This window comes from Streptomyces sp. NBC_01546 (genome assembly GCF_045208355.1).
Classification (GTDB): domain Bacteria; phylum Actinomycetota; class Actinomycetes; order Streptomycetales; family Streptomycetaceae; genus Streptomyces.
In genome coordinates this window covers 8,371,225-8,394,696 of the sequence record NZ_CP109379.1, presented here as the reverse complement: position 1 = coordinate 8,394,696, position 23,472 = coordinate 8,371,225, and the positions used below count along the sequence as shown (strand labels likewise).

At 68.0% G+C, this 23,472-nt stretch carries 26 protein-coding genes and 2 pseudogenes; 18 read left to right on the top strand and 10 right to left on the bottom strand.

Annotation, left to right across the window (positions count from 1 at the left end; translation table 11 throughout):
* The first annotated feature begins 151 nt into the window (after nt 1-151).
* From OHA89_RS38455 to OHA89_RS38435, 5 genes are all read left to right on the top strand, one after another.
* Complete coding sequence (locus OHA89_RS38455) at nt 152-1,477, top strand: PQQ-like beta-propeller repeat protein (RefSeq protein WP_266616710.1); 1,326 nt, start codon at nt 152-154, stop codon at nt 1,475-1,477.
* An 84-nt stretch (nt 1,478-1,561) separates the two neighbouring features.
* Nucleotides 1,562-1,783, top strand: coding sequence for a hypothetical protein (locus tag OHA89_RS38450; protein WP_266616711.1), 222 nt, complete (start codon nt 1,562-1,564; stop codon nt 1,781-1,783).
* Nucleotides 1,784-2,088: 305 nt separating this feature from the next.
* Complete coding sequence (locus OHA89_RS38445) at nt 2,089-3,027, top strand: MerR family transcriptional regulator (protein ID WP_406368194.1); 939 nt, start codon at nt 2,089-2,091, stop codon at nt 3,025-3,027.
* Nucleotides 3,028-3,279: 252 nt separating this feature from the next.
* On the top strand, nt 3,280-3,807 hold the full coding sequence (locus tag OHA89_RS38440) for a hypothetical protein (RefSeq protein WP_257552228.1): 528 nt from the start codon (nt 3,280-3,282) through the stop codon (nt 3,805-3,807).
* Nucleotides 3,804-4,445 (top strand): OmpA family protein, encoded by a 642-nt coding sequence (locus OHA89_RS38435; RefSeq protein ID WP_406368193.1) that lies wholly within the window; start codon nt 3,804-3,806, stop codon nt 4,443-4,445. Before OHA89_RS38440 ends, OHA89_RS38435 begins: the two co-directional genes overlap by 4 nt.
* A 188-nt stretch (nt 4,446-4,633) precedes the next feature.
* On the opposite strand, the gene OHA89_RS38430 is transcribed toward OHA89_RS38435, so the two are convergent.
* Both OHA89_RS38430 and OHA89_RS38425 read right to left on the bottom strand, forming a co-directional pair.
* A complete protein-coding gene (locus tag OHA89_RS38430; protein WP_406368192.1) occupies nt 4,634-5,569 on the bottom strand; it encodes a helix-turn-helix domain-containing protein in 936 nt (311 codons plus the stop codon).
* Nucleotides 5,570-5,655: 86 nt separating this feature from the next.
* Complete coding sequence (locus OHA89_RS38425) at nt 5,656-6,276, bottom strand: TetR/AcrR family transcriptional regulator (RefSeq protein ID WP_266616716.1); 621 nt, start codon at nt 6,274-6,276, stop codon at nt 5,656-5,658.
* An 86-nt stretch (nt 6,277-6,362) separates the two neighbouring features.
* Here OHA89_RS38425 and OHA89_RS38420 point away from each other — a divergent pair, with 86 nt between their 5' ends.
* The 4 genes from OHA89_RS38420 to OHA89_RS38405 all read left to right on the top strand — a co-directional run bounded on the left by OHA89_RS38420 (nt 6,363) and on the right by OHA89_RS38405 (nt 9,342).
* On the top strand, nt 6,363-6,797 hold the full coding sequence (locus OHA89_RS38420) for a DUF4345 domain-containing protein (RefSeq protein ID WP_266616718.1): 435 nt from the start codon (nt 6,363-6,365) through the stop codon (nt 6,795-6,797).
* A 206-nt stretch (nt 6,798-7,003) separates the two neighbouring features.
* Entirely contained in the window at nt 7,004-7,723 is a 720-nt protein-coding gene (locus OHA89_RS38415; RefSeq protein ID WP_406368191.1) for a DUF4386 domain-containing protein, read from the top strand.
* A complete protein-coding gene (locus OHA89_RS38410; RefSeq protein ID WP_406368190.1) occupies nt 7,720-8,664 on the top strand; it encodes a hypothetical protein in 945 nt (314 codons plus the stop codon). Before OHA89_RS38415 ends, OHA89_RS38410 begins: the two co-directional genes overlap by 4 nt.
* A gap of 471 nt (nt 8,665-9,135) precedes the next feature.
* Nucleotides 9,136-9,342, top strand: coding sequence for a hypothetical protein (locus tag OHA89_RS38405; protein WP_406368189.1), 207 nt, complete (start codon nt 9,136-9,138; stop codon nt 9,340-9,342).
* Between the two features lie 206 nt (nt 9,343-9,548).
* Here OHA89_RS38405 and OHA89_RS38400 read toward each other — a convergent pair.
* Nucleotides 9,549-9,749 (bottom strand): annotated as a pseudogene (locus OHA89_RS38400) (transposase); the annotation flags it as partial.
* Nucleotides 9,750-10,185: 436 nt separating this feature from the next.
* On the opposite strand from OHA89_RS38400, the gene OHA89_RS38395 reads away from it, so the two are divergent.
* From OHA89_RS38395 to OHA89_RS38380, 4 genes and pseudogenes are all read left to right on the top strand, one after another.
* Nucleotides 10,186-11,793, top strand: a complete 1,608-nt coding sequence (locus tag OHA89_RS38395; RefSeq protein WP_406368188.1) for a glycosyltransferase family 2 protein — start codon at nt 10,186-10,188, stop codon at nt 11,791-11,793.
* Between the two features lie 107 nt (nt 11,794-11,900).
* Entirely contained in the window at nt 11,901-12,779 is an 879-nt protein-coding gene (locus tag OHA89_RS38390) for a glycoside hydrolase family 26 protein (RefSeq protein WP_406368187.1), read from the top strand.
* On the top strand, nt 12,776-14,428 hold the full coding sequence (locus tag OHA89_RS38385; protein ID WP_406368186.1) for an ArnT family glycosyltransferase: 1,653 nt from the start codon (nt 12,776-12,778) through the stop codon (nt 14,426-14,428). Before OHA89_RS38390 ends, OHA89_RS38385 begins: the two co-directional genes overlap by 4 nt.
* Nucleotides 14,429-14,736: 308 nt before the next feature.
* Nucleotides 14,737-14,944, top strand: a pseudogene (locus OHA89_RS38380) (IS5/IS1182 family transposase); the annotation flags it as partial.
* Between the two features lie 30 nt (nt 14,945-14,974).
* Here OHA89_RS38380 and OHA89_RS38375 read toward each other — a convergent pair.
* From OHA89_RS38375 to OHA89_RS38360, 4 genes are all read right to left on the bottom strand, one after another.
* Complete coding sequence (locus OHA89_RS38375) at nt 14,975-16,195, bottom strand: transposase (RefSeq protein WP_406368185.1); 1,221 nt, start codon at nt 16,193-16,195, stop codon at nt 14,975-14,977.
* Nucleotides 16,192-16,359, bottom strand: a complete 168-nt coding sequence (locus OHA89_RS38370; RefSeq protein WP_406368184.1) for a hypothetical protein — start codon at nt 16,357-16,359, stop codon at nt 16,192-16,194. Before OHA89_RS38370 ends, OHA89_RS38375 begins: the two co-directional genes overlap by 4 nt.
* A gap of 431 nt (nt 16,360-16,790) precedes the next feature.
* Nucleotides 16,791-17,885 (bottom strand): lytic polysaccharide monooxygenase auxiliary activity family 9 protein, encoded by a 1,095-nt coding sequence (locus OHA89_RS38365; RefSeq protein WP_406368183.1) that lies wholly within the window; start codon nt 17,883-17,885, stop codon nt 16,791-16,793.
* A gap of 219 nt (nt 17,886-18,104) precedes the next feature.
* On the bottom strand, nt 18,105-18,644 hold the full coding sequence (locus tag OHA89_RS38360) for a hypothetical protein (RefSeq protein WP_406368182.1): 540 nt from the start codon (nt 18,642-18,644) through the stop codon (nt 18,105-18,107).
* 677 nt (nt 18,645-19,321) lie between these two features.
* Between OHA89_RS38360 and OHA89_RS38355 the strand changes: the two genes are divergently transcribed.
* From OHA89_RS38355 to OHA89_RS38340, 4 genes are all read left to right on the top strand, one after another.
* Nucleotides 19,322-19,741, top strand: coding sequence for a hypothetical protein (locus OHA89_RS38355; protein WP_257552245.1), 420 nt, complete (start codon nt 19,322-19,324; stop codon nt 19,739-19,741).
* A 336-nt stretch (nt 19,742-20,077) separates the two neighbouring features.
* Nucleotides 20,078-20,437 (top strand): hypothetical protein, encoded by a 360-nt coding sequence (locus OHA89_RS38350; RefSeq protein WP_406368181.1) that lies wholly within the window; start codon nt 20,078-20,080, stop codon nt 20,435-20,437.
* A gap of 67 nt (nt 20,438-20,504) precedes the next feature.
* A complete protein-coding gene (locus tag OHA89_RS38345) occupies nt 20,505-20,648 on the top strand; it encodes a hypothetical protein (RefSeq protein WP_406368180.1) in 144 nt (47 codons plus the stop codon).
* A gap of 99 nt (nt 20,649-20,747) precedes the next feature.
* Nucleotides 20,748-21,035 carry a fibronectin type III domain-containing protein gene (locus OHA89_RS38340; protein ID WP_406368179.1) on the top strand — a complete coding sequence of 96 codons (288 nt, stop codon included), beginning with the start codon at nt 20,748-20,750 and terminating at the stop codon, nt 21,033-21,035.
* Between the two features lie 130 nt (nt 21,036-21,165).
* On the opposite strand, the gene OHA89_RS38335 is transcribed toward OHA89_RS38340, so the two are convergent.
* Nucleotides 21,166-21,582, bottom strand: coding sequence for a hypothetical protein (locus OHA89_RS38335; protein WP_406368178.1), 417 nt, complete (start codon nt 21,580-21,582; stop codon nt 21,166-21,168).
* 139 nt (nt 21,583-21,721) lie between these two features.
* The gene (locus OHA89_RS38330) at nt 21,722-21,985 is read right to left on the bottom strand and encodes a hypothetical protein (RefSeq protein WP_406368177.1); all 264 of its coding nucleotides are present in this window, start codon (nt 21,983-21,985) and stop codon (nt 21,722-21,724) included.
* A gap of 1,032 nt (nt 21,986-23,017) precedes the next feature.
* On the opposite strand from OHA89_RS38330, the gene OHA89_RS38325 reads away from it, so the two are divergent.
* Nucleotides 23,018-23,254 (top strand): hypothetical protein, encoded by a 237-nt coding sequence (locus OHA89_RS38325; RefSeq protein WP_406368176.1) that lies wholly within the window; start codon nt 23,018-23,020, stop codon nt 23,252-23,254.
* Nucleotides 23,255-23,257: 3 nt separating this feature from the next.
* On the opposite strand, the gene OHA89_RS38320 is transcribed toward OHA89_RS38325, so the two are convergent.
* Complete coding sequence (locus OHA89_RS38320) at nt 23,258-23,407, bottom strand: hypothetical protein (protein WP_406368175.1); 150 nt, start codon at nt 23,405-23,407, stop codon at nt 23,258-23,260.
* Nucleotides 23,408-23,472: the final 65 nt, after the last annotated feature.

Genomic DNA, 23,472 nt, shown 5'->3' with positions numbered 1-23,472 from the left:
CGAGACCGGCAGGGGCTCGGTGCAGCTCCCGTATGGGCGCGAGGCGCCGACCGACGTGCTGCGCCGGATGGTCGCCTCCCGGGTGCCGGAGCACGCCGACGTCGTCCTGTGGATGTAGCCACGGTCCGCGATCGTCGCTTAGCCTGCCCCGATGCGAACACCGGGGGGACAGCAGAACGTCGGCCGCCGCCAGGCCCTGAAGTTGGCGACCGCTGCGGTGGGCGGGCTCGCCCTCACCACCTTCGCGTGCGACGTCCTCGGCGGGGCAGCGGAGGAGGCCAAGCCGCCGGCTCGCACGCCGCTGTGGACCTTCGCTCTGCTGGACATGGACGGTATCGGCAAGGGCCTCGACGACGCTTTGATGCATCACGACGGCATGCTCTACGTCAGGTCGAAGAACGACGGGCTGTACGCAATCGACGCGGCCACCGGGCGAAAGCGCTGGCGCGCGCCCTTGGCCGGCGTCCTCCCCGGTGCACCGGCCGTGACGTCGGGTGCCGTGTTCGTCGCCACGGACGGCGGCGCCGTGCACGCGATGCGCACCGCAGACGGCGAGCAGATGTGGCGCCAGGCCCCGGGAGGCCGCCTTCGTGAGCCCAGTGCGGGGGACGTGTGGACCAGCGGCTCCGTCGCCCTGGTGAGCTTTCTGCCGTACACCTACGACGGTGATCGTGACCCGCCGCCCAGTGTCCTGTACGCACTCGACACGAGGGACGGGGACCTGCTGTGGCACACCGAAGCCTCGCTCCTGGAGGTGCGCGACGGCGTCGTGTACGTCAACCCGCCGGACGAGAGCCTGACCGCGCTCGACCCACGCACCGGCGTTGTCCGCTGGTCGGCGCCGCCGGAGAAGTCGGGGGGCCTGTGCACTCTGGACGCCTTCGCCGCGGGGTTGCTCTTCGGGCGCAACGGCAACGTCGGCATCGGCTCGAAGTTGGTGGCGTACGACCCGCGCACCGGCGACGTCCGCTGGACCGCAGCAGCGGCGCACGCCTCGGTGCCGGTGGCGCACGGCGACGCCGTCTATATCAGTGCGCCCGGCCGACGCCGGCGCGACCAACAGCAGCTGCAGGCCTTCGATGCCACGTCGGGCAAGCGCCGCTGGACCGCGCCCGCTTTCTCGACCACGCTCAACGATAGCCCCGCCATCGCCGCTGACGAGGACTGCGCGTATCTGAGCTGGAGCGAGGACATCAGCTTCGGCGAGGATCGCACGACGCTGCGAGCGTATGACGCGCGCACCGGGCGTGAACGCTGGCGAAGTGAGCGCCCTGACTCCTCCTATGCGGCAGACGTGGCCCCCGGAAATCGGCTGTTCATCTGCTACTTGCGGGACTGGTACTGCTATGACACCAGCACCGGCAAGGCCCTCTGGCGAGTCAGTGCGGGAGAGGGTACCTCGGGCCCCCCGCCACTAGCCGCCGACGGGCTGCTGTACTTCGCGAACGACGAAGGCGTACACGCCCTCCGCCTCTGACACCCCACCGCTGCCCGCGCTACGCCCACTCATCGACAAACGACGCTGCTGAAAGCGAACGAAGCCAGCCGGGTGGTGGCTGCGATGGAGGCGTCGGGCCGGCCCGAGGGGCCGGGCGGGTACGTGGTGACGGTGGAGTTCCGCGACACCGCGCAGGCGGATCCGGGCGGCCGGTCCGCCCGGTCCCTGGTCCGCATCCCGGGCGTGGCGGCGGAACACGCCGAGGTCCCGGGCCAGGTCTGGCCGGTGGCGACGGTGCCGTGGTGCGGAGTCGCCGACGCGACCTTCACGCCGTCGTCCCGCTGAGCCCGGGCTGGGGATCAGCGGGACGACTGGCCGGATCCGGCGCCCTGCACAGGAGCGCCCCCTACTCCCGGCAGCACCGAGGACTAGATGATTGAGTCCAAGGGCTCGTAGCCGTAGGCCGCCAGCGAGCGGTGACGCATGTCGCTGTCATCGCTCGCCCAGCGCGTGCAAGGCGTGCCCGTCGTCCTGGCGGTCAGCGGAGAGCCTGCGGCGCATGCTTCAGTAGCTCGGAGGACGTCTCGGTCGGGGCCCGGCTGGGAAATAGCCTTGAGTCTCCAGTGACTGGAGACAGCAGAGTGGGGGACATGGACGTTACGACCCTCTACTCGATCGGGGAGCTTTCCCGGCGGACCGGCTTGACCGTGAGGACCATCCGGTTCTACTCCGATTCGGGGGTGGTGGCGCCGACCACCCGAAGCCCCGCCGGCTATCGGCTCTACGACCACGACGCACTGCTTCGTCTGGAACTCCTCCGCACACTGCGCGAGCTGGGCATGGACCTGGCCACGATTCAACGGGTACTGGACCGCGAGCTCTCGGTGGCGGAAGTCGCCGCGGCGCACGCCGATGCCGTGGACGTCCAGATCCGGGTGCTGCAACTGCGTCGGAGCGTTCTGCGAGTCGTGGCCGGACGCGGGTCCAGTCCCGAGGAGACCAAGCTCATGCACAGGCTCACGCAGTTGTCCGGCGAGGAACGCCGGCGTTTGATCGACGATTTCATGGAAGGCACCTTCGGCACAGTGGATGGCGACCCGGCCGCGGTGGCCATGGTTCGCGCTGCCACTCCCGACCTCCCCGATGATCCGTCCGGCGAGCAGGTCGCCGCGTGGGTGGAACTCGCCGAGCTGGTCGGCGACGAGGACTTCCGGGCCCGGATGCGCCGGACGGCCACGTACCAGGCCTCCGGGCGCACGCTGGGCATCGAGAGCGAGATCGGCGAGGAACTGATGGGGTTCACCCGTCAGAAGGTGGCCGAGGCCATGGAGTCGGGCATCGACCCGCTCAGCGACAGGGGAGCACCCGTCATCGACGACCTCGTGCACCGCTTCGCCGAGGTGTTCGCGCGCACCCCTGACACGGAATTCCGGGACTGGATGGCCCAGCGGTTCGAAGAAGCGCACGATCCCCGCGTGGACCGGTACTGGCGGCTGGTGTGGATCGTCAACGGCTGGCAGGTGGTGCCGAACCTGATCCCGGTGTACCCCTGGCTCATCCAGGCCCTGCGAAACGACCGTGACGCATAGTCACCGCAGTGGGCGCCGCCCCGGATCCCTGAATGAGCCCAAGGGATCGCCTGCGCACATGAGACGAGGGCGTCCAACGTCGATGTGTGACATGTGCGCGATGCATGTCACCCGGGCTCAGGGTTCGCATGCGCTATTCTGCAACGCGTTGCAGTGGACGGGGAGCGAGGGGGAAGCATGATGGATGAGATACAGGGTTGGACCGGCCTTGGGCACCGAAGTCGGCATGGATTGGCGCAAGTTGGGGCGAAAGTGGCCGCCGTTGGCCTCGTTGCGGTCGTAACGCTTTCGCTGAGCGGGTGCGGGGGTGGCGACTCGGGTGGTGCGCCGGACGGCAAGAAGCCGGCCGCCGAAAAGCCGGCCGCCGCAGACCCCAAGGGCATGGGCCTGGAGATGAAGGGCGCTAACGGCGCGGTGCTCACCATCGACTCCGTGCAGCGGTACGAGGGCGGTGTGGTGACCGTCCGCGGCGAGATGCGCAACGACGGCAAGGTGGCGCTGAACACCGGCCAGTGGACCGGCGGCAACGATCTGTCGCTGAAGAACGGCTATTCCTCGTCGGGTGCCTCCCTGGCGGACCTCAAGGGCAAGAAGCGCTATTACCCGCTGCGGGACACCCAGGGCAACTGCCTGTGCAACCAGTTCCACACGGTCTTCCAGCCCGGCGACACGGCCCCGGTCTTCGTCCAGTTCCCGGCGCCGCCGGAGGGCACCACGGAGGTCGACTTCGCCATGCCGACCTTCGGCACCGCCCCCGTCAAGATCACGGTCGCCCAGTGAGGCTGGCGACGACGGCACACACCGCTGCCGCCCGGCTCGCGGCCTGCGCACTCACCGCCGTATGCCTGACGACTTTCCTCAGTCTGCACGACGCCCCTGCGGCCCGTGCCGACCCCTCCCCCAGCGCCTCGCCCAAGCCGCCGCCCGTACCAGTCGATCCGCACGCCAAGGTCCTGGAACTGAAGAAGGGCGCGGAGCTGGCCCCTCCGGTGGTGGTCGACATCCTCTCGGTCTCCGGAGACCTGTCCGGCGACTCGGGGCGCGAGGAATCGAACGACGACATCAAGCTGACCCTCCAGTCCGAGGTCCTCTTCGCCAAGGACAGCGCGGAGCTGAGCGGCCACGCCGACGCCCGGATCGCCGAGGCCGCCGAGGAGATCAGGGAGAACGGCCCGCGGAAGGTCACGGTCCACGGCTTCACCGACAACCTGGGGACGTACGCCCACGGCAAGACCCTCTCCACGGAGCGTGCCGAGGCCGTACACAAGGCGCTCGCCGCGAAGTTGGGTGCATCCGGGATCGCCTACGAGGTGGTCGGCAAGAGCGAGGACGACCCCATCGCGGACAACTCCACCGAAGAGGGCCGGAAGAAGAACCGACGGGTGGAGATCTCGTTCGGGCGGGGGACGGAGGAGTAGGGCGCAGTCGGTCGACGGATTGCCCCCGCCCAGGTTTCACCTCAGGACACAAGTGTGTCTTGCGGCATTCAGGAGGTCGTCGATCCAGATCCTTGCGGCGCGGAGGTGAAGGCCGGCGAGGTAGCTCTCGGGCACCTTGTCGTAGCGGGTGGCGATTCCTCGCCAGGCCTTCAGCATGTGACGGAGGTCTATGACAGTGGGTTCTGAGCCTTCTGCCGGAGTCGTTCGTAGGGTGTCTGGCCGGCGAGTGCACCGTGCGGGCGATCGTAGTTGTAGTAGTCCTCCCACTCCTGGAGTTTGGTGTTGAACAGGCTGACTTCGTCGATGACCTGTCCCTCCAGGAGGCGGTAGAACTCTTCGGAGTCGATGCGGTGAGACCGTTCGACCTTGCCGTTCAGCCGCGGTGTACGGGGGCTTGATACGGGACGTGGCCGATGCCCTGGTCGAGAACGTGCCAGCGGAACGCTGAGCCGAATTCCTGGCCGTTGTCGGTCTGGATCTACTCGATGACGAAGGGCAGCTTGGCCAGGACGTGATCGATGAACTGGATCGCGGTCTTCTGGTCGTTGCGCGGATAGGCGCGCAGGACCCGGATCCGCGTGCAGTCGTCGATGGCGGTGTACTGGCCAGCAGCGCCGCTTACGGCCTGTCTGGCCCAGGGGCTCGATGAACTTGACGTCCACCTGCAGTTGATGGCCGGGACGCTGCTTCTCGTACCGCTTCCAGCGGGTGGAGCGTCGCTTGTAGTGTTGCGAGGCCGGCAGCCGGTTGAGACCGACCTTCTTCAAGATCCGCCAGATGCCGGACGAGCTGACCTTGACGTCGTGATACCGCTCCAAGTACATCGCGATCTTGGCCGGACCGAAGTGATACTGCTGGCGAAGCCAAAGGGTCTTCTCCACGACGTCTGACTTTGTGGCATGCGGCGTGTGATGCGGCGCACTGGATCGGTCTTTCAGCCCGTCGAGGCCCTCGGCCTCGTGGCGCCGCAGCCACGTGTAGTAGCACTGACGGCTGATCCCGTCGTAGCGGCAGGTGGCGGCAACGCTCCCGCTCACTTCCTCCACATGGCGAAGCACCGACAGCCGGCGCTTCGCCCGCCTCGAGAGCTCGCGTTCAGTCATACAGGTCTCGTAGATACGAGAACCCCCTGTCAACAACCTGCGTCAGCTTTATACCTAGGCCCGCCGGTCTCGCCGGTCGGGCCGGTTCAGGCGGGCAGGGCGGGCTGCCAGTCCGGGGCGGGGTCCTCGGAGAGCAGGGGGCGCAGGGCGCCGACCGCCGCGCCGATGCAGGTGTCCCGCAGCTCGGTGCGGGTGCAGGTCTCGCGCGTGAGCCAGTCCACGCACAGCACCTGGACGAACACGAGCCAGGCCTTCAGTGCCGCGGAGACCGCGGCGTGCGTGCGTGCGTCGGCGAGCGGGAGCACACCGAGCAGGCGTGAGCGCAGGGCGTCGAGTTCGTCCGTCATGATCGTCTGGATGACAGGGTCGCCCGCCAGCACCCGGTTCGCGGCCAGGACGGCGTGGCGGTTGGGGATGAAGTAGTCGAGGTGGGCGTCCAGGCCCTGGGTGAGCTGCTCGACGAGCGTGGCGCCGGGGTCGAACATGGTCGCCTCCAGCAGCCGGTCGCTCGCCTGCTGGTAGACCGCCGCGAAGAGCGCGTGCTTGCTCGGGAAGTGCTGGTAGAGCAGGGCGCGGGACACATCGGCCTGCCGGGCGACGTCCTCCATCAGCACGTCGTCGTACGGCGCGGCGGAGAAGAGCCGGGTGCCGACGGCGAGCAGCTGGGCACGGCGGTCGGCAGGGGTCAGGCGTCGGCGGGGCGGCACACACCCAGATTACTACTTGACACGCGTCTATCAAAGCGGGCTACTCTTGAATTACTAGACACACGTCAAGTAAGTGGGGTGGAGTCATGGCCAAGACACTCCGGGTGTTCGCATGGGTGATGGGCCTCGCCTGCACGGCGATCGGGCTGTTCCACGTGATCGGCGGCAATGCCGCGATTCCGGGCGAGGCCGACGCCGGCCCCACTCTGGACAGCCTGGGCCGGTTCTTCGGCGCGATCTTCGCCGGGTACGGGCTGGCCTGGCTGTGGGCTGCCCGGCAGAACCCCGTCCCGGCGAAGGTGGTGCGGTGGCTCGCGGCGGTGTTCCTGCTGGGCGGCGTGGGGCGGCTGCTGTCCCTGGCGGTGCACGGGTGGCCGCACTGGTTCCAGGTGGCGCTGACCGTGATCGAGCTGGCCTTCCCGCTGACCTGGTTCTGGCTGGCGGATGCCGACGAGCGGGCGTCCCGGGAACGGACCGCGGGTGCGCCGGCCGCCAGGCCGTCCCTTCCGGATCCTGCCTGACCCGAGCCGCCCGGCACCGCACCCGCCACGTTGTGGAGACACCCCGGTGCGGCTACTCCCCGCGGAGTAGCCGCACCACCTCCCGCTGCGGGACGACCATGGCGCCACCGCAGCGGCATTCTGGCTGTCGCGCACCGGGGTTCCACGCCCACACCACCCGCCGGGATCCCACGCCGAATCCCCTCACCGATGATCCAGGAGATGTCATGCGCACATCAGCAGAAGAGTCCCACGCGGCCTCGCTCCGGGGCGCGGCCCCGCGCCCTCGCGGCCCCGTTGCGCTGCTCACCGTCTCGCTCTCCTACGCCGTGCTCACCGCCGCGTACGTCGTCACCAACCGCGCCACCCCGCAGCCCGACGCCTCTGGCCGCGACATCCTGAGCCAGTACGTACGCGACCACGGCACGGCGATCGACCTGGGCGCCTTCCTACTGCTCGTCGTCGCCGTTCTCCTGGTGCCCGTGGCCGCCACCCTGGCCCGGCTGGTGCGGCGGCGGCAGGGACAGGACCAGGGCGCCGCGGCGGCAACAGTCCTCGTCGGCGGACTGTTGGCCAGTGGCGCACTGGCCTCCAGCGCCGCGCTCACCTGGACCCTCGGCCGGCTTCCGGAAGACGCACCCGCAGCCCTGGCCCGTGCCCTGGCGGACCTGTCCTTCCTCGCCGGCGGTGTCGGATACGCCGTGTCCTTCGCTCTCCTGGCGGCAGGCACCTGCCTGGCAGCCCGCGAGAGCGGGCTCCTGCCGCGCGCCTGTGCCACCACCGGGCTGGTCATCGCCGCCGCCGGACTGGCCGCGACCCTCACGCTCCTCGCCATCGACTTCGGCTACCTGCTGCCCGTCGTCCGCTTCGGTGGCACGGCATGGCTGGTGTGGGCCGCGTTCGCACTGTTCCGCGCGCGCCCGACCGCACCGCGGACGAACGCATGACCGCGGGCGAACACATGACCGCAGGCGAGCACATGACCGCGGATGAACGCATCACCGCAACCTCGCCCGTACAATCGCGCTCGGCCTGGCAGATCCCTGTCGGCGCGGCCCTTCTACTGCTCGCGTCCGCCGCCTTCCACACGGTCGTCCTCCTGCTCGCCGGCGGCCCGTGGGACGGCCCCGTCTCCTGGCGGAAGCCGATCACCTTCGGGCTGTCCTTCGGTGTCAGCGTGCTGACCGTCACCTGGATCTGCCGGCTCCTCCCGCTCGCCGCGCGCACCCGCACCCTCCTCCTGGGCGCGTTCACCGCGGCGTCCCTGCTGGAGACCGGTCTGATCACCCTGCAGGCGTGGCGCGGTGTCCCCTCGCACTTCAACACCGAGACCACCTTCGACACCTTCGTCACGCGCGCCCTCGCGGCCGGCGGCGTCACCCTCATCGCGGTCGTCGTCGCACTCACCGTCGCCGCACTGCGCCCCCACCCGAGAGCCGCCCCCAGCATGCGGCTCGCGCTCCGCGCCGGACTGGTGGCGCTCACCGGCTCGATGGCGGCTGGAGCGGTGATGATCGCCTACGGGCTGACGCTCGAGGGAGCGGGCCGCGCGGCCGAGGCTTACCAGGCAGCCGGCTTCCTGCGCCCCGCCCATGCCGTCACCATGCACGCCGTCCTGCTGCTGCCCTCCCTGGCCTGGCTTCTGAGCCGTACCCGACGACCGGAGGCGGAGCGGCTACGCCTGATCCGCCTCACCGTCGCCGCGTACGGTGCCGTCGTCGCACTGGTAACCGCCGCGGCCGCGGCCGGCCTCACCTTCGCCACCCCGGCCACCACAGCCGTGGTGAGCGCGGGCGTCACGATGGCCCCCGCATGCGCGTTCCTGGCGCTCGGCGTAGCGCCGGGCGTACGTGAGAACCGCAGATCCACCAGGCCCGGCAACCGGTAACCCACCCACGGCTCGCACCGCGCTGCTCTCGCCGACGGCCTGGACGACGACGACCGGAGGCATGACACATGACGCGGACCGCGAGCAGGAAGCACCCCGGGACCGTCGCGAGCGCGGGCAGCACAGAGGCCCCAGCCCGCCCGGCACCCCACCCCCGGACACCGCGGACACCGCCCGCCGCTGGAAAGGTTCGGCGCATGCCCCAGCGATGACGCAAGGCGATCCTCACCCTCCATGTGACGGTGGCCGTCGGCTGGGTGGGAATCGAGATCGCCCAGCTCATCCTCGGGCTGGTCGGCCTCACCACCGACGACGCCGGAGTCGTCCGCGCAACCCGCGTCGTCATGGAGATCCTCGGGATCGAACTGATCGCCGGTATCGCCTGGACGGCCCTGCTGACCGGCCTGCTCCTCGCGACGGCAACGCAGTGGGGCCTGCTGAAGCACCAAGCTCGTCATCACCGTCGCCCTGATGCTGAACGGCCACTTCTTCCTCCAGCACTGGCTGCACGAACAGGCAGAGGTGGGCAAGGCCCCTGAATCCCTCAGCCTGCAGCTGGTGATCGTCATGAGCATCGCCCTGGGGCTGCTGGTCACGGCGACGGCACTGTCGATCTACAAGCCCTGGGGCAAGACCCGCCGCGGCCGCCGCCCCGCGGCCAAGAGCACACGCCCCTGACATGCCCGCGTAGGGGCGCCACCGGCTCATCCGCCGCCGCGGCGGCCGTCCGGACCCGGCCGCAACGAGCCCTGCGCCCGCTACGCGACCCGGACGCCGGCGACGAGCCGTGACAGGAAGTTGGCCGGCCCATCGGCACCGGACGCGGGCGGGCAGGTGATCGTGGACCTGGAGGGAGTACTCGTGCTCGCCGACTCCGACAAGCAGCAGGTCATGCCCGAACCGAAGCCCAGCTCCTGCGGCAAGTACTCCCCCTGGATGCCGGTATGCAGCACGAACAAGATCCCGCACAAGGCTTGCCGGTCCGGGACCCGCGGTCGCCCCGGCTTCAGCTTCGGCCCAGGTATCGGCAGCAACGGCTCGATCAATGACCACAGTTCATCCGAGACGATCCACGGACGAGACACCCTCTTCCCCACGACCAGACCAACGAGCGTCCAAGCCGACAGTCACACCACAACCGGCTTCTGTTAGGACCTCTAAGTGGGCGCGGCCTGTTCCCTTTCCGTGCTGTTGTGGATGCGGCCCGCATGGGTGGGGAGGAGTGCAACCATAGGCGACTGGTCCGCATAACAGCGCGGCGGACACGGTGCCCCATCGTCGGCTCCGGCAGGCATCAACTCCACGCGGAAAGATCGATATTCGCAGCTCAGCGCGGCCGGTCAAGATCAGATACAAATATCGTATGAACGACCTCCTGTGTCATTTCGGGTAGCCGTTACATTATTTCGGGTTAACTGTCACTATCTTCGACCGCGTTATCCGCGGTGACCGCATGCCCCACCCTATGGTCCCGGCATATTGACCTCTACCCCTACGAGGCGGTTAGTCCGGGAGGCTTGCATGAGTTCAGTTGAAGCCGTTCGCTTGGTGAGGCCGGCCGCACAAAATCGACAGACCCTAGAGCGACATCCCTGCGGATTGGTTGACTCGAGCCTGTTGCCGGTGCCACCGTCGGATTTCGAGAAATATTCCTATGTCGACCGCCGCCTATGGGTGTTGACGGTTGCATCGCTGGCGAGTATCAGCTGCCTCGCCTTGAGCCAGTTTCGACTCTTCTCCTCGGCGCCACCGCTGCGATTCTTCTACCCACTTATGGCATTCACTGTCCTCTACTACTCGATCTCGCTTTGGGTGAACCTGTTCAGCCGTGACTTCGATCTCTCACGCCATAAAAGGCTCGTGAGTGACTGGCGCCCCGATGTCTACCCGTCGGTCGACGTCTTCCTGCCCGTGTGCGGTGAGCCGGTCGAGATCCTGCACAACACCTGGACCCGCGTCCGTGCACTGGCAGCCCACTACCCGGGGGTCTGCGAGCCGTTCGTCCTGGATGACTCGGCCAGCCCTGAACTGCAGGCCATGGCAGCTGAGTTCGGATTCCGCTACGCCACCCGCACCAATCGGGGTTGGTTCAAGAAGGCCGGCAATCTGCACTTCGGGTTCGAGCGAACCCGCGGCACGTACATCCTTATTCTCGACGCCGATTTCGCCCCGCGCGCGGATCTGCTCCACGAACTCCTTCCATATCTGGCGGAAGACGAGCGTCTCGCCATCGTTCAGTCCCCTCAGTACTTCCGTGTGCTGGACGCTCAGAACTGGATCGAACGGGGTGCCGGCGCCGTCCAGGAGCTCTTCTACCGGACTGTCCAAGTCTCCCGGCAGAGCAAAGACGGGGCGATCTGCGTCGGAAGCTGCGCCGTCTATCGGCGGGCGGCGCTGCATGAAAACGGCGGCACTACGCTCATCGAACACTCGGAGGATGTCCACACGGGCTTTGATCTGCGGAGTCTCGGGTGGGGCCTGCGCTACGTGCCGATCGCGCTGTCGACAGGTGTGTGCCCTGACGATGCGGAGGCCTTCTTCCATCAGCAATACCGCTGGTGCGCCGGCTCGATGAGCCTGCTGTGCAGCTCCAAGTTCTGGCGGGCGAGGATGCGGACCTCAAGCAGGCTTTGCTACCTGTCGGGCTTCCTCTACTACATCCACACGGCCCTGTTCACATTCGTCGCTCCCCTCATCCCGATTCTGCTCCTGTTGGCGTTCCCGGAGAAACCCACCGCGGAGACCCTGTGGCTGGTCTTGCCCAGCGTCTTGTACACGACCACTGTTTTTCCTCTGTGGCACAAGGTTCCCTACCGCCTCGAGGCCTGGGCCGCGCGGATGATGTACGGCTGGGCGCACATCTTTGCGATCTGGGACATCCTGCGTGGGCGGCGTGTGGGCTGGCAGGCAACCGGTTCTTGCGGCGCGAAGCGCAGCGGCACCAAGCGGCATCGGCTCGGCATGTGGTCGTGGGGCGGCGGGACTGCGCTGGTGTGGGTAGGTGCCGCCGCATGGCGCACACTCACCCTCGATCCCGTCGACTTCGTCCTTCTCCTCTCCTCCGGACTCTTCTACGCTGCGGTCGTCGCGAGAGCCCTGCTGCAGCCTCGTGCGATGGGAACCCCATGATGCGCGTGACACGTGCTCTTGCCGTCATTGCGCTGTTGTCTCTCACAGCCTCGGTGCCCGCAGCGTCCGCCTGCGCCCCGGCCTCAGCAGGCCGTCAAGTCGGTGCTGTGGCGCGCCCCGAGGCCTCGCCCTACGACGTACGCCCGCTGTTGCACCCGTCCAAGAAGTTCTTCGGAGTGTCCCGGCCCAAAGCCCCACATTCCATGGAGCCGGTGCTCGACTGGGCTCGGAAGGTCGGCAAACAGCCAAACTTGATCGTCTATTACGCGGGCTGGGGCGACGGTTTCGATGCCTCGGGTACGCGCAACGCCTGGAATTCGGGGGCCATGACAGTCGTCTCCTGGGAGCCGCGCGGCACGACGCCCACCCGCATTGCCGACGGTGCGTCCGACAGCTATCTCCGAGATTACGCGAAGGCGGTCCGGAGACTGAACATCCCGGTCGCAATCAGCTTCGCGGACGAGATGAACGGCGACTGGGAGCAGTGGGGGACCACCGGGACCACGCCACAGGCGTACGTCAGGGCCTGGCGCCACATCCACGATGTCTTCGAGGCTGTCGGGGCCACCAACGTGATCTGGACCTGGTCACCGAACATCGTTCAACCCGGAACGGACAAGGATTTGAGCCCCTTTTACCCCGGTGACGAATATGTCGACTGGGTCGGTCTGATCGGCTACTTCACCGACTGGGACCCTCACTCCTTCGACGGCTTGTTCGGAGCGACCCTGACGGAGATCGCACGCTTCAGCCGAAAGCCGCAGCTCCTCCTGGAGACCGCCGCCATGCCTGGCCGACACCGCACGCAAGACGTGCGTGCCCTGTTCCAGGGGGTCACCGCCTCCCCCGACCTCGTCGGGTTCGCATGGTTCGACTACAAGGCGCGCGCCGACTGGCGGCTGGAAGCGAGCCCGGAGAGCGCCGCAGAGTTCCGGCGTTTGGGTGCCGACGACCTCTACGGCTTCGATGTGCGGAGGGTCCGATGACACCCACGCAGCACGGTTCCCAGACCCTCGCTCCCCTCCCCGCTCAGGTCGGCGACCGCCACGCGCCGGCTGACCACCTGCCGAAGGCACCCACGGTCGCATGGAGCTCGGCCGGATGCCGACGGCGCACCTGGGTCAGCCGGACCGTCCTACTGACGATCCTGGCCTTCCAGGCGACGCTGTCACTGAGACTGTCGAACACAGCGTTTCAGGACGAGGCTCTCTACCTGACAGCAGGTCATGCCGAACTGAGCCACCTGCTCCACGGGACAGCGGTACAGAGCGGCTACGCCGCGTACTTCTCCGGCTCGCCACGTCTGTACCCGGTACTCGCTGCCGTGGTGGACAGCCAATTCGGGCTGTCCGGCGCACGAATGCTCAGCCTGTTCTTCATGCTGGGCACCACTGCGCTGCTGTACTCGTTCACCCGGCGGCTCTTCAGCGAGCGCGCAGGGCTGGCCGCCGCAGGTCTGTTCTCCGTGGTGCAGTCGACCATCGTCATGGGGCACTTCGCCACCTACGATGCGCCCGCCGTGTTCCTCCTGGCATCGGCCACCTGGATCGTCGTGCGCACCGCTGGGATGCCCGCTCCGCGTGTACTCCTCGCCGCACCCGTCGCCGTCCTGGCTGTCGGTGTGAAGTACGCGGCCGGCCTCTACCTGCCCACCATCGTCGCACTGGCTCTGCTCACCGCGCTGCCGCATCGGCGCGGCAGCGCGTTCGTTCGGTCTTTGCTGCTCGGCCTCGGTATGAGTGCCCTCCTTGTGCTCGGCATGTACGGCACCGATCTGTCGGCCGGCGTGCGTCAGACCACGACCAGCCGCGAACATGGTTCCGACAGTGCCGTGTTCCTGCTTGAGCAGTCGATCGCGTGGGGCGGACTGCTGTTCCTCGCAGCAGTCGCGGGCGCGGTCTCGTATGCCCGGCGCCATCGCTTGCACGAGTCACCGCTCGCTCCGGGGTTCAGCGGTCCGGGACGCGTACAGCGGTCGTTGCTCGGTGCGCTGATGTGCGCCACTGCGCTGCTCGCGCCCGCTTATCAGATGCATCTCGGGACGGTCGTGGCGCTGTTCAAGCACGTCGGCTTCGGCCTCCTCTTCGCTGCCCCGATGGCAGGTGTGGGCCTGACGCGACTGGTGGGCGCACACTTTCGACACACCCACCTTGGTATTGCTCTGTGGTCGGCAACGCTGTGCATCGGTATGCCGCAGGCAGACTGGCGCTTTACAAGCTGGCCCGACTCCTTGACGCTGATCCGAACGATCTCCTCCCACGTGGACCGCAAGGGCCACTACCTCAGCTCAACGCCCGAGGTGCCCGTCTACTACCTGCGTGACAAGACGACTCACCGCCAGTGGCAGAGCGTCTTCGGTATGGAGTACAGGGACGGGCACGGCGCCCGCCACACCGGCGCTGATGCCTACCGGGAGGCGGTGCGAAACGGCGACTTCGACCTGGTCGTCCTCGACGGGTTCACCAACCCACGGGTGAACGGCGTCATCACGGACGCGCTGAAAGGGAATCCGCACTACCGCCTTCTCGCCGTCCTGCCCTTCCATAGCGCCAGTAACGACGTCCGGGACCACCTGATGCGAAGCGCGCCCTCCGTTGAGCACACCGGCCGCTACCGGGTCTGGTTGAAGCGATGAGCCACTTGCCCTGGCACTGAAAGGCCGGGTTCGGCGGCAGCACTCCCGACCCGTAACAGTGAACGCAACGGCACAACTGACGAAGGTCGTGGCCGACGCGGACTTCATCACGGTGCCGACCGTAACCGCCACGGGATTTGCGCCCCCTCGGGACCGTGATGAAGGACCGGGTTGGTCGCTGTATTGATCACCGCTGGCTGTGGAGGTCTGAGCGGGAGCCGGTTCGCGGTGTGTTGGGGAGTCGCTTCGCGCGTCTCGGCATGATCGCGCGCAGCGCTTGCCCCGCACCGTCTCAAAAGGGGCTCCGGCAAGGCGAACCGGCCGACCATGCCCTCGGGCGATCCCGAAGTGGGCTGACAGAGAAGATCCACCTCGCCGCCGACGGCCGCTGCATGCCTCTGGCTTTCGTCGTCACGCCCGGCCAAGCCGGGGACGCCCCCGCATTCCAGCACGTCATGGCGGGGACCGGGGTGGTACGCCCCCAAGGCCGCCACCGGACCCGACCCGCGATGGTGCCGCCGACAAGACATCCCACGCGGATAAGCGTCAAGCCGCCGCTGCCTTCGGGCCTGCTGAGGCCTGTGGGAAGGCGATTTCTTCGTCGTAGGGGTGCCCGTTCTGGAGGCAGTGGAACAGCATGCCCATGAAGCGGTTGAAGAGGTTCCGCTGTGCCGCGACGGGACGGTCGCCGGCTGCTCGTCGGCGGTCGTAGTGGGCTCTGGCGCCTGGCGACCTGGTGAGAGCACCGAATGCCCAGACGTAGCCGACGGCGGCCAGTCTCTGGCTCTTGACCTTCCGGCTCATGACCTTGCAGCTCTTGCCGCTGGCCCTGGTGACGGGGGCACTTCCCGCGTAGGCCTTGAGGGATCCGGCGGTGGCGAAGCGGGTGCGGTCGTCGCCGATCTCCGCCAGGACCCGGGCGCCGGTCAGTGCGGCGAGACCCGGAAAGCTGCGGATGACCGGCGCATCCGGATGTTCCTCGAAGGCCTGCGTGACGGCTTCTTCGAGCTGGTCGGCGTTGTCGCAGGCGGTGTCCAGCTGCCTGAGCAGAGCGGAAGTCTGATGTCCGAGAGCCGCCTCGACCTGCGGGAGCTGGTGGAGGTAGTCGCGGCTAAAGACCTCGTGGAGCCGTTCGGCTTCGCCCTGGATGCCGCGGACGCGACCGGCCTGCTTGAGCAAAGACTGCAGACGCCTCCGGATCAGCTTCGCGGCCTTGGCGGGGGTCGGTGCCGTGGCCAGGCCACGCCCCAGAAAAGGCCTGAAACGGCACTCAACAGACTTTGCTGCGGTGTCGAGGTCCAGCCCGAACCGCAGGATCACTGCGTCCCGCTGCCTCTCGCTCAGGTGCTCGATCGCCTGGGCGAACTGGAGCCGGCCGTGCACGGCCGCGAAGTCGTCCCGGCCGTCGACGACCGCCGCGAACGCGGAAAGATCGGTCGGCAGGGCCTGCCTGTCGCGCTTGCGCCGCTGGTCGCTGATACGGCTCTTGAGGATGCTCCACGCGTAGCCGGGCAGGTTCTCCATGCCGAGCATGCGCTGCCAGTTGTTCATGATCTCATCGAAGGTTTTGTCGGCGGCGTCTTCCGCATCGGCGTCAGATCCCAGCTGTTTGTAGGCGAAATGCAGGTACGGCTTGTACCGGTCGTCGTGGAACCCCCAGAACGACCTCTCATCGGCAGTGCTCCAGCCGGCCAGGGCGGGATGCTGAGCTGAGGCGCTGGATGGGGGCTCCGGGTCTGCGGAGTCCTCCGGCTCTTCATAGGTCACTGCTCCACCTCGAGGTGGAAGTCGTCTGGCGCCGCGGCGGGGTGCCGGGCGGCACCCGTCATGCCGGCGATGCCGACCCGGACGCCCGCGGCGAGCAGTCGTCGGCAGCAGCGGACTGTGTCGGGTCCGAACACCCGGACGACCAGTGCGGTCTGGAGGACCATCGCTACAGCAGAAAGCCGCACGTGTCCCACCCCTTCGTCGACGCCGTACCCCTCCCCCCACGGCGTCAGAGGCGCCCGCCTCCACTCATATAGCGATCCGCAGGGCCCCATTCGTGCACGACAGAAACGATCAATTCCGAAACGGCATACGGAAGAAACACGGCCTGAACCAGGCAGCGAAACCGCGCTCTCGACATGGCGACCGCCGCAGCGGGCGCAGGCGGCTGCCGATGCCGGGCTGCCGGAAGCATATGGGGACGTCCGCCGCGTCGGGGTATGGCTGGCCAATCAGAAGCAGCGCCGCGACCGGCTCGACCAGGCGCAGCGTGCCGCTCTGGCCGAGCTGGGCGTGGACTGGGCCGGCTAGCGCGCTCCGCTTGGGATCGACCGCTTGGAGGAGGCGGTCGATCCCGGGTGGTGTGGTGGCTCGGCTATCGCAGGAGCACGTCGGAAACGGACAGGAAGAACTCGCCAGTCATGCCGCCGTTCTCACCATTCGGGGTGTCCGGTCCTCCGTGGCCGCCCCAGATGTCCACGATCGCCGCCCGCCCGGTCCGGCTCCGCGGGAAGGACGCGAACTCCCAAGCGGTGGATTCCTCTTCCCCGGGCGCACCGTGCACCTCGACGAGGAACGGGATCGGCTCCAGGTCCTGCCAGCTCAGGCCGTCGGCGGGAATCCAATCGGCGCGGGTGATGAACCACCGGTGGGACCAGCTCTCACCCTGGTGATACGCCATGTAGTCGTAGGTGAAGGTCTGGGTGGGGGCCGAGGTGTCCAGATCCGTCACGGGCCAGTCCCCGAGGGCGTCGTCCGGGGCCAGATCCAGACCGCGGAACGCCGGGTTCCCTGCGGAGGCAAGGGTGCTGCCCTCGAAGAACTTGCGGTACTCGAGGTACTTCTGCGCGTCGTTCCACGGATAGTCGGCGAGCATCCTGTCGGCCCCCGGCACCACTTCGTGCCAGTCGGTGCTGGTGTTGACACGGCGTGCCTCGGCGCAGATCGGTGAGGGGTCCAGGTCGCGGATCGCGGCGCCGGCCCGGCTGCGCGGATGGTTGGCCGTGCCGTGCCGCGGATCCAGGACGGCCCCGGGCGCCTTCTCGGCATTCTCGCGGGGCAGGCGCACCGCCCACTTCTCCAGGCCGGCCCGCTCCGAGCCGATGGCGACCACGTTGGTGAACGGCGTGAACTCGCCATCCGCCTTGGCGCGGATCTTGACGTGGAGCTGTCCTGTCGGCTCCTGGTCCCCCAGGTCGACCCAGTGGGAGTTGGACTGCATCCAATTCCATGAAGACCAGTGGAGGAAGACCGTCTGCCGCAGCTCGTCGTTGAGCCATACCTCGTACAGGTGCGGGTAGGGCGCGTTGCCCTCGTTCCAGTCCGCCGGTGGGGGCCAGGCCTCGTGATCGGGGGCGTTGTCCCCGATCTGCCAGCGCAGGCTGATCCCGTACATCGTGTACTTGCCGTCATCGCGGTACCTGATGTCCGCGCGAAGGTCGGACGGAGCAGTGGTCCGGGCCTTGCTCACGGTGTCTCCTTTTCTCCTCGATCAAATCCATCCCTGAGGCCGTCACCGCGGAGCAGCACACACAACCGACAGTTACAAGCCATGACAGAAAGTCACTGTAGATCATCCGGGTCCACCCGGACAGAAGGATCACCGCCACCCCAAACCGGACATCCAACCCCATCGGGCGCTGTTCCAGACCTCTGGAACAGCCGCTCCCGTCCGGAGCCGGACGCCCTGTCAGCGCCCGCGCCCCGCTCCCCTGGTGGGCGCGGCCTGCTGCCGGTGGGCGGGGACGGCGGCTTCGGCCGGGGCTGGCCGACCGGGGGCCACGGTGGGGGTGGTGCAGCGGGAGCGGGCCGCCATCGGGGAGACCCACAGCCGGGAGGCGGACGCGGGCGACGCGGAAAGCGGCGTGGTCAGGGCGTGGAGGGTCGCGTCCACGAGGCGGCCCACCAGGGCCGTGCCGGTGGCCTGCTTCCAGGAGGTGTCGGCCGTCAGGCGGTTCAGGTGCTGGGCGACGGTGTGTGTGCTGTCGCTCTCGCGGATGTTCTGCATGCGGGCGGCCAGCAGGGGCCACTGACGTGAGCCGACCAGGAGGCCCGATTCCTGCTCCGGGAGGATGTCCCGGACCATCGACACCATCTGCGAGTGCGCGGCCGGGTGCACCCTCAGCTGCTCCAGGGCACGGGCCCGGTCACCGAGGTCGAGATCACGGGGGACGTCCAGGCCCTCGGTCAGGGGGCCCCAGGAACGCTTCGCGTCCGTACTCGCGGGCACAGCCCACGGATCAGCGGCCTCCCGCACCCGCGGCGCAGCAGCGCGAGCGGCGGGCGCGGGCGCAGCGGCCGGAGCGGCCGGAGCGGGGACTCGGCGGGCAGGCGCGGCCCACGGGTCACCGGCCGCACCCATGCGCTCGGCCAGCACGTCCTCCCCGGTGCCGCGGCACCGGCCGCCAGAGCGGGAGCGGCGACGGCAATCGCCGCCGGGGCTGTCGAGGCCGGGCGGGAGCGGGTGCGGCAACGGCAGTCGAGGCCGGGGCGGGTACGGCGGCCGGAGCGGGCGCGGGGGCTGGCGCGGGCGCGGGGGCTGGCAAGGGCAGCGGCAGCGACCGCGGCTCGCATCGTGATCATCATGAGCCGGTTGTATCCGTTGCAACTCGGCCAGGAACAGCCCCGCAGGCGCCAGTTCACTCGCCCGGGGCGCACGGTTCACCGGTGAAACGCCACTGCACACCCACAGGCAGCCCGAGGGGCGAAGCAAACCCCCCGGCCGTGGAATCCCGCAGCTCACGCGCCGAAGGCGCGCCGCGGTCGGTGAGGAGCGCCTCCCGCGCCCCCTCAACCGGTGGTTTCAACGTGTAAGGACCACGGAGGTTGTAGCGGCGCCCCTAGCTTCCGGTGTGTCGGCGGCCCGGGGAGGCCGCCGGCACACACCACAGAGGGGAAAGACTGCACATGACCATGAGCAAGAGGACCCGCGCAGCCGTATGGACCAGCGTCGCCCTCGGACTCCTTGCCGGCGGAACCTGGGCGGGGACAGCGGTGGCCGTACCCCCGGGCTCCGCGAAGGTGACCGCCCCCTACGCGCAGGCCGCGGCCGTGGTCAACGCCAACGGCAGCGTCAACCGGTCCAAGGGCATCGAGGCCGTCACCAAGCCCGCGACGGGGCACTACTGCGTCGAGCTGGAGGACAAGGACCTCGACATCCGCAAGCTCGTCCCGACCGCCACCCTGCAGTACATCAGCTTCGAGTACGACGTCCGGATCTCGATGTGGCCGCACCCCTCGTGCGGGACCCGCACCGACACCTTCCTCGTCATCACCGGAAAGCCCGGCGTCTACGAAGACGCCTCCTTCTCCATCGTCGTCCCCTAACCCCCTCCACGGACCGCAGGCCGGCACGACAGGTTCCCTGCACAGTGCCGGCCCGCGGCCCGTCGCCCGTGCCACAGCTGAGGCCGGGGCTGAGAGGTCGTTTTCGTCCGTTGTTTCATCCCGGGATGAAACAACGGACGAAAACGACCTCTAAGTTGTTATTCGAGAACTCCGCGTCACACCGGATCTCATGCCCTCGTCGGGTACCACCCTCCTTCGCTCGCGAAGGTGCGGCCGGCGGGGGCTCCTCTCGTCTCTTCTTGGCTACTTCCGCACACATCTGACGCGGGTTCACCTACGCTCACCCCCGGCGCGGCACGATCCCGGGGAGGGCCCTTGAAAAAGATCACGATGTTCGTCATGGCAGCCGGCGTACTGCTGACGGGCTGCGGTGCAGGTGAATCTCCCACCCCCACGGTGACGGTCACCGAGCGCGTTCCTGCTCCTGCGGTGACATCGGCTGCGCCGTCCCCGAGCAAGAGCCGGGACAGTGTGGCCGACCTGCTGTTCCCGCCCTCTTCGAGCCCGACTCCGACTCCCACACCATCCCGTTCGAGCTACTGGGATCAGTCCGGCTTCGAGGTCGTCGGCAAGCAGCTGGAGTTCTGCCAGTCCTCGCGGCGGGGAGCCATGACGCCGGACGAGTGCATGCGGGCCACGAAGGTGCTATCGGACGGGACCGTCGCCTTCAAGTGACGCGCGCATTTCCCAGCCGAAATGGGAGAATTGGGTAAATAGGCTTCCTTTCCCCCTGGAGCGGGCCGTGGCGATCAAGGACCGGAAGACCAGCCTGAACACCGGCATCGACCTGACGTCGGACCCCTACGACATGGCCGGGCGGACACAGTGGCCCCCGGCGACCGCCGAGGAGCGCCTGGCGGACCGCGCAACGTGGGTGCCGGCTTAAGGAAGTTCGCAGATACCGCCGGCCCCGGTCTGGAGTCAGTCCGGGGACCCGCTCGACCCGGGGCCCGTCTCCGGCGGCTGGGCCACCGATCGCGAGGTGATGATCTCCTGGCGGTCGGGCGTAGGCGAGGCCGCAGCAGCCGGTACCTACAGCGGAACCGAAGGGCTCGACCTGGCCGGGATCGCCGGGCATTACCTGTACCTCGCCGCAGGGGAAGACCCGCTGCCCACCGAGCCCTCAAGGGTCCTGGGGCCGCGTGTGAACGCCCTCCTGGACGGACTCGCGGCCAACACCACGTACCGGCTCCAGATCGCCGCGTTCAACGGCTCGGGCGCCGGGCCGAGGTCGGAGATCCTCACCGTGAAGACGCTGGCCGCGGCGGCCTAGCCGGCGCACGCAGAAGCCCCCGGACCGGATAACCGACGGGGGCTTCCAGTTGGTCAGGCGAAGAAACGCGCGGCCAAGTCGCTGAGTGCCTGCTGCTCCTGAGGGGTGCGGATGGTGTGGCGTGAGGTGTTCAGGTGCGGAGTAAGCGCACCGAGAGCTTCAGCGAGGACCGGGGCCGCCCACTTGGTGCGCAGGATGTGGCGGTGGTCGCGGTCGTGCTCGGGGTGGTACGCGTAGGGGTGCTTCTTGACGCGGCCGACGAGGAACTCCTTGCCCCCTTGAGGGAGGCGTCGAGGTAGTCACCCCTCTTCACCTCGTCGCGGATCTTGCCCAGCTCCCGCGCGTATTTTCCGGCGGCGCCGGCGTTGACGACCCTGCGGGGGTCGTCGAGGTACGGCTTGCCCTCGAAGGACGCGGCGAGGTCCTCCCGGGCGATGCCGCGTATGTCACCGCCCTCCTTGTAGGAGAAGACGGCGGCCTTGTACTGGCGGAACTGGGGGAGTAACGGGTCGCCGGGTCCTCCGGCGGCGATGAGCCAGACGGTCACGGGTGCTCTTTCTTCGTTGCGATCCATACCGCCCTTACCGGGCGACGGGCCCGCGAACTGTAGACCGCGAACGGTAAGCAATCCATGTAGGTCCAGCCCGTGGTACAGCCCTCGCCGGGCCGGAGGCAAAGGAGTTGACTTACCGCCCGCCGCCGAGCGGCACGTAGACCGCCCCGTCGTCGTCTTCGTCGTCGTCCTCCACCGGGTCGAAGCCCTCCTCCAGGCCCTCGTCGTCGTCCTCCACGGGGCAAGAGTTCTGCTCGAACCAGGCGCCGGCGTAGACGAGATCCTCGGCACGGTCGTTGACCCGGGCCGTACGCGGAGGCGAGGGCGGGGCGGCGGAGGGCTCGGTGCGGCGCTGGGCTGGCTGCGGGGAGGAGCGGGCACCTCGAACAGGTACCACGTCAGGTCTCGGGTCATACTCCTATTTTTGGGTTGAATATCCCGATCCCGGTATCGCGGGCCGTGCGGAGCAGCAGGGGCCCTCCGGCCACATCCGGCCGACCTCCGACGGCGGAATCCGGCGGAACACCGCGTAACCCTCATCAACGCTCACCGGATCTCACTGAAACTCACTCAAAGCGCCCTGGCCAAGACGGATCCGGGGCGCTTCGCCGTAGTCGGACAGCGTGCCAGACTCGCCTCAGACGAACGGAATCAGCCAACCCGTCCAGGCCCCTCCGAAGCACTCTGGCACCACTCTGCCGACACTCTGAATACGCTCTCGCGCACTCTGACTACGCGCAGGTCATGGCGGCTTTTGGTGGGCGCTACTCGCCGCCGGGCTGTCGTCCTACTCTCGCTTCACCGGCTCCGATCGGACCGACTCCACACACCAGACACACCCCCAGGGGAGGGATTCCGCCATGCCTCAGATCCCGACCGCGCGGGCCGGCCGTCACCAACGACGCGATCCAGCCAATTTGGCCTCTAATGACCTCGCGGAAGTTAGTCATAGTTAGTCACTGATGGGCACTCATGTCTTCTTGCGAGACCTTGCGTAGCCTTTCACCTGCAACAACGACTCTGTTGCCGGTTTCCGCACTGGCCGCTCGCCAGGTCACCCGGCCGGTCATACGCTCCACTCACACCTCGACCTCCGAGGACACTCTCCGCCTCCCCCTCCAGAAGGGATGTTCGTCGTGCCCGAAAGTGCGTTCCCTCGCGAGTCCGGCGCGGACATCTGACGCGATCCGGCCAAGTTCAGGATCGGTGGCCTAGATCGTTCTCGATCCTTCTCGACCTATCTCGACCCGATAGGTCTGTTCCGTTGAGTTCCTTTGAGTTTCCTTGAGTGTGACCTGCTGAGATTCAGTTTCCCGGTGCGATTTCAGCCGCCGGTGGCCATGCTCAGCCAGCGCTCCTACTCTCCAAACACGCCCCGGTTCTCGGGGACGTGACTCCTCAACCTGCCTTCAACGAAGGAGACTTCGTCATGTCCGCATGGCCTCGCATCACCTGCCCTGCCTGCCGTCGCTCCGTCGCCGTCAGCCCGGACACGCGCCACTTGGCCCGGCACGACCCGCCGGGGCCCCAGAACCGCCGCCACGGGCTCCCCCCGATCAGCTGCATCGCCTCGGGCCGCCTCATCCCGGCGGACTCAGACCTGCTGCTGCCGATGTTCGAGGACGCCGAGCCCGATCCGGCCGACGAGAAGCTGGCGCTCTTCTGAGCGTCAGCGTGTCCACGACGTCGGTGGGTCGCCCTCCCCCATCACAACCAGCTTCGGGCGGTCCGGGTGGCCGATGCCCAAGAACATGATCTCGGTGAGGTCATAGAGGATCTCGCAGGGCTCATCGTCCGGCATGCGTTCGGGATGCTGCATGGGCAGAGCCTGCCCGGAGCGAGTTGGGGCGTGAACGGGGCCAGGCGGGTGATGGTGGCGGTCTT